At 71.9% G+C, this 5,868-nt stretch carries 8 protein-coding genes; all 8 read right to left on the bottom strand.

Translation table 11 applies throughout. The features are described from left to right. Positions 1-934 (bottom strand): 30S ribosomal protein S2 (gene rpsB / locus R7226_RS30730; protein WP_318601354.1); only part of this gene is annotated, 934 nt, incomplete at its 3' end. Between the two features lie 141 nt (positions 935-1,075). Then, entirely contained in the window at positions 1,076-1,981 is a 906-nt protein-coding gene (locus R7226_RS30725; RefSeq protein ID WP_318601353.1) for an RluA family pseudouridine synthase, read from the bottom strand. Further along, complete coding sequence (lspA, locus tag R7226_RS30720; protein WP_318601352.1) at positions 1,956-2,420, bottom strand: signal peptidase II; 465 nt, start codon at positions 2,418-2,420, stop codon at positions 1,956-1,958. The genes R7226_RS30725 and lspA overlap by 26 nt, the downstream gene beginning before the upstream one ends. Beyond that, positions 2,420-2,731, bottom strand: a complete 312-nt coding sequence (locus tag R7226_RS30715; protein ID WP_318601351.1) for a YggT family protein — start codon at positions 2,729-2,731, stop codon at positions 2,420-2,422. The genes lspA and R7226_RS30715 overlap by 1 nt, the downstream gene beginning before the upstream one ends. Then, positions 2,728-3,486: a pyrroline-5-carboxylate reductase family protein gene (locus R7226_RS30710; protein WP_318601350.1), complete on the bottom strand. Its 759-nt coding sequence runs from the start codon at positions 3,484-3,486 to the stop codon at positions 2,728-2,730. Before R7226_RS30710 ends, R7226_RS30715 begins: the two co-directional genes overlap by 4 nt. Positions 3,487-3,523: 37 nt before the next feature. Beyond that, positions 3,524-4,144, bottom strand: coding sequence for a cell division protein SepF (locus tag R7226_RS30705; RefSeq protein WP_318601349.1), 621 nt, complete (start codon positions 4,142-4,144; stop codon positions 3,524-3,526). A 90-nt stretch (positions 4,145-4,234) separates the two neighbouring features. After that, positions 4,235-4,903: a YggS family pyridoxal phosphate-dependent enzyme gene (locus R7226_RS30700; RefSeq protein WP_318601348.1), complete on the bottom strand. Its 669-nt coding sequence runs from the start codon at positions 4,901-4,903 to the stop codon at positions 4,235-4,237. Between the two features lie 37 nt (positions 4,904-4,940). Next, positions 4,941-5,687, bottom strand: a complete 747-nt coding sequence (locus R7226_RS30695; RefSeq protein WP_318601347.1) for a polyphenol oxidase family protein — start codon at positions 5,685-5,687, stop codon at positions 4,941-4,943. Positions 5,688-5,868 lie beyond the last annotated feature (181 nt).

Genomic DNA, 5,868 nt, shown 5'->3' with positions numbered 1-5,868 from the left:
CAGCGGCCTGCTGGGCGGCCTGCGCCTCCTGGGCGGCGGCAGCCTGCTGGGCGGCCTGCGCCTGCTGCGCGGCGGCGGCCTGCTCGGCCTCGCGTCTGGCGGCGGCCTCGGCCTCGCGCTTGGCGGCGTCCTCGGCGTCGCGGCGCGCCTTCTCCTCCGCGTCGCGGCGGGCGCGCTCCTCGGCGTCGCGGCGGGCCTTCTCCTCGGCCTCCTTGCGCTGACGCTCCTCCTCGGCGCGGAAGACCTCGCGGCCCTCGCCGATGACCTTGCCGAGCGCTCTGGTGACCGTCAGGCACGACTTGATCGCGTCGTCGTTGCCCGGGACGACGTAGTCGACCTCGTCCGGGTCGCAGTTGGTGTCGACCAGGCCGATGATCGGGATGCGGAGGCGTCTCGCCTCCTTGACGGCGATCGCCTCGACCTTGAGGTCGATCACGAACATCGCGTCGGGCGTGCGCGACATGTTCTTGACGCCGCCGAGGTTGGCCTGCAGCTTGAGCAGGTCGGCTCTCGCGGCGAGACGCTCGCGCGTCGGGAGCAGGTCGAGCTGACCCTCGCGCTCGTAGCGCTCGAGGTCGTGCAGCCGCTTGATGCGGTTGGTTATCGTGCCGAAGTTCGTCAGCAGGCCGCCGAGCCAACGGTGGTTGACGTACGGCATGCCGGCCGCCTCAGCGACCTCCTTGATGCCGTCTCTGGCCTGCTTCTTGGTGCCGACGAAGAGGATCGTCCCGCCGCGCAGCGCGACCTGCTGCGCGAAGTCCTGCGCCTCGGTCAGCAGCTCCTGCGTCTTGAGCAGGTCGATGATGTAGATGCCGGCGCGCTCGCCGTGGATGAAGCGGCGCATCTTCGGGTTCCAACGGCGCGTCTGGTGGCCGAAGTGAACGCCGTTCTCAAGCAGCTCTTTGAGGTCAACCGGAGTGGTTGCGGTCGCCATGGTGTTGCTCCCTTGGGTGGTGTTGGGCACTGCTCCCGGCCGCGGGCCGCGCTGATCCCGACGTCAGGGCGTCGAGCAGGGCAGCGGACCCGTACGCGTCCGGGTTCGTTTGACTGCGTACATCGAGAAGTCTACGCGACTTCAGCGCAGCTGCGACTCGAGCCGCGCCAGCACCTCGGCGAGGTCGGGCGGCAGCGGCGAGGAGACGTCGACCTGCTCGCCCGTCAGCGGGTGCTCGAAGGCGAGCCGCGTCGCGTGCAGGAACTGGCGCTGCAGCCCGAATCTGCCGGCTCTGCCGTACTCCGGGTCACCGGCGACGGGGAAGCCGATCGCCTGCAGGTGGACGCGGATCTGATGCGTGCGGCCGGTCTCCAGCACGACCCGCAGCAACGACGAGTCCGGCAGCGCGCGCTCCAGCGTGAAGTGGGTGCGGGCGTCGCGCGGGTCGTCGGTCTCGGTCGACATGCGCGTGCGCACGCGGCGGTCGCGGCCGATCGGCGCGTCGATCGTGCCGCTGCGCGCCGGCGGCGTGCCCTCGACGAGCGCGAGGTACTCGCGCCGCACCTCGCGCGCCTCGATCATCGCCTTCAACAGCCGGTGCGACTCCTCGGACTTCGCGACGACGAGCAGGCCGGAGGTGTCGCGGTCGAGCCGGTGGACGATCCCGGCGCGGGCGGCGTCCTCCCCGCCCGCGGCGCGGCCGGAGAGCGCCTGCGACAGCGTGCCGCTGCGATGGCCGGGCGCCGGGTGGACGACGACGCCGGCCGGCTTGTCGACCAGCAGCAGGTGCTCGTCCTCCCAGGCGATCGCGTACGGCGCGTCGCCGGCCGGCTCCAGCTCGGCGGCCGGCTCGGGCGCGACCTCGACGCGCTCGCCGGCGGCGAGCTTGTGGCGCTTGGGGCGCGCGGCGCCGTTGACCGTCACGAGGCCGGCGTCGATCAGCCGCTGCGCCTTCGCGCGCGAGCCGAGCGGGCCGGCGAGGAAGCTGTCGAGCCGCTCCCCCGCGTCGCCGTCGGCGACCTCAAGCAGCAGCGGGGCGGCGGGCATTCAACTCCAAGACGATCACGAGGACGATCACGCCGCACGTGACGGCGATGTCGGCGACGTTGAAGGACGGCAGGAACGGCTGGCCGATGAAGTCGGTGACGTACCCCTGGCGGATGCGGTCGACGAGGTTGCCGATCGCGCCGCCGAGCAGCATCCCGGTCGGCAGCCACATCCAGCGCGCCGTCGGGTTGCGCGCGAAGAAGCCGAGCAGCAGCGCGACCGCCGCGAAGACGACGATCAGCACGAGCGCCCCGCCGCCGCCGAGGAAGCCGAACGCGACGCCGTCGTTGTGGACGTGGACGATGTCGAGGAACGGCAGCACCTCGTTCTTCTCCCCGACCTCGACGTCGGCGCGCACGAGCGCCTTCGTCACCTGGTCGAGCACGAGCACGAGCGCGGCGACCAGGCCGACGCGCAGCCAGGCTGCGGCGGTGCTCATCAGCCGCGGATCAGCCCCACGACGATCCGCCAGACGATGATCAGCACGAAGGTCGCGACCATCGGGCTCAGATCGAAGGGACCGAAGTTCGGCAGAAATCTGCGGAAGATGTTCAGGTACGGCTCGACGACCTGACGCAGGAAGTCGAAGAAGGCGTTGCTCCAGCGCGAGTACGGCACGCGCACGCCGACGCTGAAGACGATCGACACGACTATGTAGGCGAAGATCAGGATCAGGTAGACGGTGAAGACGGCGTCGACGTAGTCGGCGATCGTGCCGCGCGTGTCACCGAAGACGAGCGCGCCGTTCACGCTCTGCCTCCGTGCACGACCGCATCGGCCGCCTCGTCGAAGGCGGTGCGGATGCCGTTGCGCTCGAGCGCGGCGAGGCCGCGGGCGGTCGAGCCGGCCGGCGAGGTGACCGAGCGGCGGACGGCGAGCGTGTCGTTGTCGCGCGCGGCGAGCAGCTCGATCGTGCCGCCGACGGTCGCGGTCACGAGCTCGGTCGCGACGTCGGCCGGGATCCCCAGCCGCACGATCGCGTCGACCTGCGCCTCGACGTACAGCGCCGTGTAGGCCGGGCCGACGCCCATCGCCGCGGTCGCGGCGTCGATCAGCCGGTCCGGCAGGCGCACGACCGTGCCGACGCGGCCGAGCAGGCCGAGCAGGCGATCGAGCAACTCGCGGTCGGCGTCGGCCGGCTCAGCCAGCACGATCACGCCGCGCGAGACCGCGACGTTGACGTTCGGCATCAGCCGGAAGACCTGTTGGCCGGGGTAGGCGGCCTGCAGCGCTTCGAGCGGCACGCCGCCGAGGATCGAGACGATCGCGGCGCCCGTGCCGGCGGCCTCGGCCGCGACCTCGTCGAGCTGATACGGCTTGTGGCAGAGGAAGACGACGTCGGCGCGCTGCGCCAGCTCTGCGTTGGAGACGACCGCTTCGCCGCCGAGCTCCGCCGCGAGCGCCTCGGCGCGGGCGAAGTCGACGTCGGTCACCAGGAGCGGGTCACCCCAGCCGCGCGCGAAGGCGCTGGCCATGTTGCCCGCTCCGATCAGTCCTACCTGCATGGGCGCAAGCGTACCGTTCCGGCCGCTCGGAGCGCCCTCAGCTCTGGTTGAAGAAGCCCTTCTCGATCAGCCGCGCGCGCTCCTCGGCCGACACCTCGACGTTGCGCGGCGTGAGCAGGAAGACCTTGTCGGCGATCCGCTGCATGCCGCCGTCGAGCGCGTAGGTGAGTCCAGACGAGAAGTCGATCAACCGCTTGGAGAGGTCGGTGTCCGACCCCTGCAGGTTGAGGATGACCGGGATCGAGTCCTTGAACTTGTCCGCCACGTCCTGGGCGTCGTTGAACGACTTGGGTACGACGAGATGCACGCGGACCTCCCCGCTGCTGCGACCGTTGCGCACACCTGCACCGCCACCGCCGCCTCCACCGCCGCTGCCGCCGACCGGCCGCAGGACGCTGGTGCGCCGCTCGACCGGACCGTCGTCCGCGAAGATGTCGTCGATCTCGTCGCGCCGGCGCCGGCTGCTGCTGAGCCTGCGCACGTTGGGACGCTCTCGGTACTGGTCCTCGAGGTCGACCTCGGGCTCGGTGTACTGCTGCCGCTCACGCTCGCGACCGCGATCTCGATCGCGGTCGTAGTCGGGTTCGTCGTCGTAGTCGTGTTCGACGGCGAGCCCGAAGTAGACGAGCGCGCGGTGCCAGGTGTCGCGAAATGCCATGACGGTGAGTGGTTCGTGCAGGCAAGGAGAATCCCTGCAACGCCTTTCATTATGCGCCTCGGCAACATTTCGCGCGGAGCGCGCGCCGAATCACTCGTACAGCGTCGAGCCGAGGCGCACGATCGTCGCGCCCTCCTCGACCGCCACCTCGTAGTCCTGCGAGGTGCCCATCGACAGGCGCCGCAGGCCGTGGCGCTCCGCCAGCTCGCGCAGCGCGGCGAAGTACCTGCGGTTGTCCTCCGGGCGCACCGCCAGCGGCGGCATCGTCATCAGGCCGCCGACCGGGACCGGGCAGCGCTCGATGAAGGCGGCCAGGTCAGCTGGCGCGACGCCGCTCTTGGACGGCTCGCAGGCGACGTTGACCTCGATCAGCACCTCGAGGTCCCTGCGGGCGCCCGAGTGGCGCGCGAGCTGTTCCAGCACCGAGTCGCTGGCGACCGAGTGGATCAGCCGCACGAACGGCACGATCTGCTTCACCTTGCGGCTCTGCAGGTGGCCGATGAAGTCCCACGTGAACATGTTGGGGTGGGCGATCGCCTTCGCCTCGAGGTCCTGCGCGCGGTTCTCGCCCAGCAACGTCAGGCCTGCTTGCGCAAGCAGGCCGATCGCCTCCAGCGGGACGTACTTGACGGCCGCCAGCAGCTCGACCGCGTCCGGCTCGCGACCGGCGAGCGCCGCCGCCGTGTCGATCCGCTCGCGCGCCTCGGCGACGTTGCGAGCGATCCGGTCGGCGTCGAGACCTTGGATCACGCGCGCCATGCGGCTCCCGCCTGCCGTCCGCTAACCGGCCTTCTCGTCATGCGCGCCATGCGGCACCTGCCTGTCGGCCGGTCAGGCCGCCGTCGCGGCGGTAGGAGAAGAACAGCTCGGGATCGGAGCAGATCGTGCAGAGGCCGACGTCGTGGATCTCGTGGACGCCGGCGGCGCGCAGCTCGCGCCGCGCGACCGCCTTCAGGTCGACGTGGTCGCCGGCGCGCACGGCGGCGCCATGGCGGGCGAAGGCGTCGTGCACCTCGGCGCCGGTCTGGTAGCAGCAGACGCCGGCGCCGGGGCCGATCGCGGCCGCCACCGGGCCGTCGGCGCCCAGTTCGCGCAGGGCGCGCACGCCTTCCTCCAGCACGCCGGCCGCGAGGCCGCGCCAGCCGGCGTGGACCATCGCGACCGCGCCGCAGGAGATCAGCGCGACCGGCAGGCAGTCGGCCGTCAGCACGACGGCGGCGACGTCGCTCAGCGCCGTCGCCTGGCCGTCGTAGCGCTCCTGCGCGTCAGCGGGCGCCGGCGGCACGGTGACGCGCCGCACAGCCGCCTCGTGGACCTGCGTGCCGATCGCGAGCGCGCCGCGCGGCACGCAGACGGCGGCCGCGAGCAGTTCGTCGTTGCGCGCGACGGCGGCCGGCTCGTCATCGGTCCAGGCGGCGAGGTTGAGGCTCGCGTACGGGCCGGTCGAGACGCCGCCGCGACGGGTCGTGAAGAGCGCGCGACCGCCGGGCAGCTCGATCCCGATGTGCTCGCCATGCCATTCGAAGGGAGCGGGAAGGTCCATCTCCCTTGATGCTAGGCGATGCCCGCGGCGCGATGCCCGGCCGCGCCTCCGCCTCGCGCGCCGGCGTCTATGCCTGGCGCGCGCCCGCCAGCGCCGCGGCCAGCTCCGCCTCGCGCCCGACCGCCTCGCCGTCGAGCTTGGCGCGCAGCGCGGCGGCGAGGCCGCGGCCGAGCGCGGCAAG

Source organism: Conexibacter stalactiti, from assembly GCF_033542075.1.
GTDB classification, from domain to species: domain Bacteria; phylum Actinomycetota; class Thermoleophilia; order Solirubrobacterales; family Solirubrobacteraceae; genus Conexibacter; species Conexibacter stalactiti.
This window is presented reverse-complemented; position numbering and strand designations above follow the sequence as displayed.

Coding starts and splice junctions, on each gene's coding strand:
- R7226_RS30700 (WP_318601348.1), bottom strand. CDS start 4,903: ATGGCGCGCGTGATCCAAGGTCTCGACGCCGACCGGATCGCTCGCAAC.
- R7226_RS30705 (WP_318601349.1), bottom strand. CDS start 4,144: ATGGCATTTCGCGACACCTGGCACCGCGCGCTCGTCTACTTCGGGCTC.
- lspA (WP_318601352.1), bottom strand. CDS start 2,420: ATGAGCACCGCCGCAGCCTGGCTGCGCGTCGGCCTGGTCGCCGCGCTC.
- R7226_RS30710 (WP_318601350.1), bottom strand. CDS start 3,486: ATGCAGGTAGGACTGATCGGAGCGGGCAACATGGCCAGCGCCTTCGCG.
- R7226_RS30695 (WP_318601347.1), bottom strand. CDS start 5,687: ATGGACCTTCCCGCTCCCTTCGAATGGCATGGCGAGCACATCGGGATC.
- R7226_RS30725 (WP_318601353.1), bottom strand. CDS start 1,981: ATGCCCGCCGCCCCGCTGCTGCTTGAGGTCGCCGACGGCGACGCGGGG.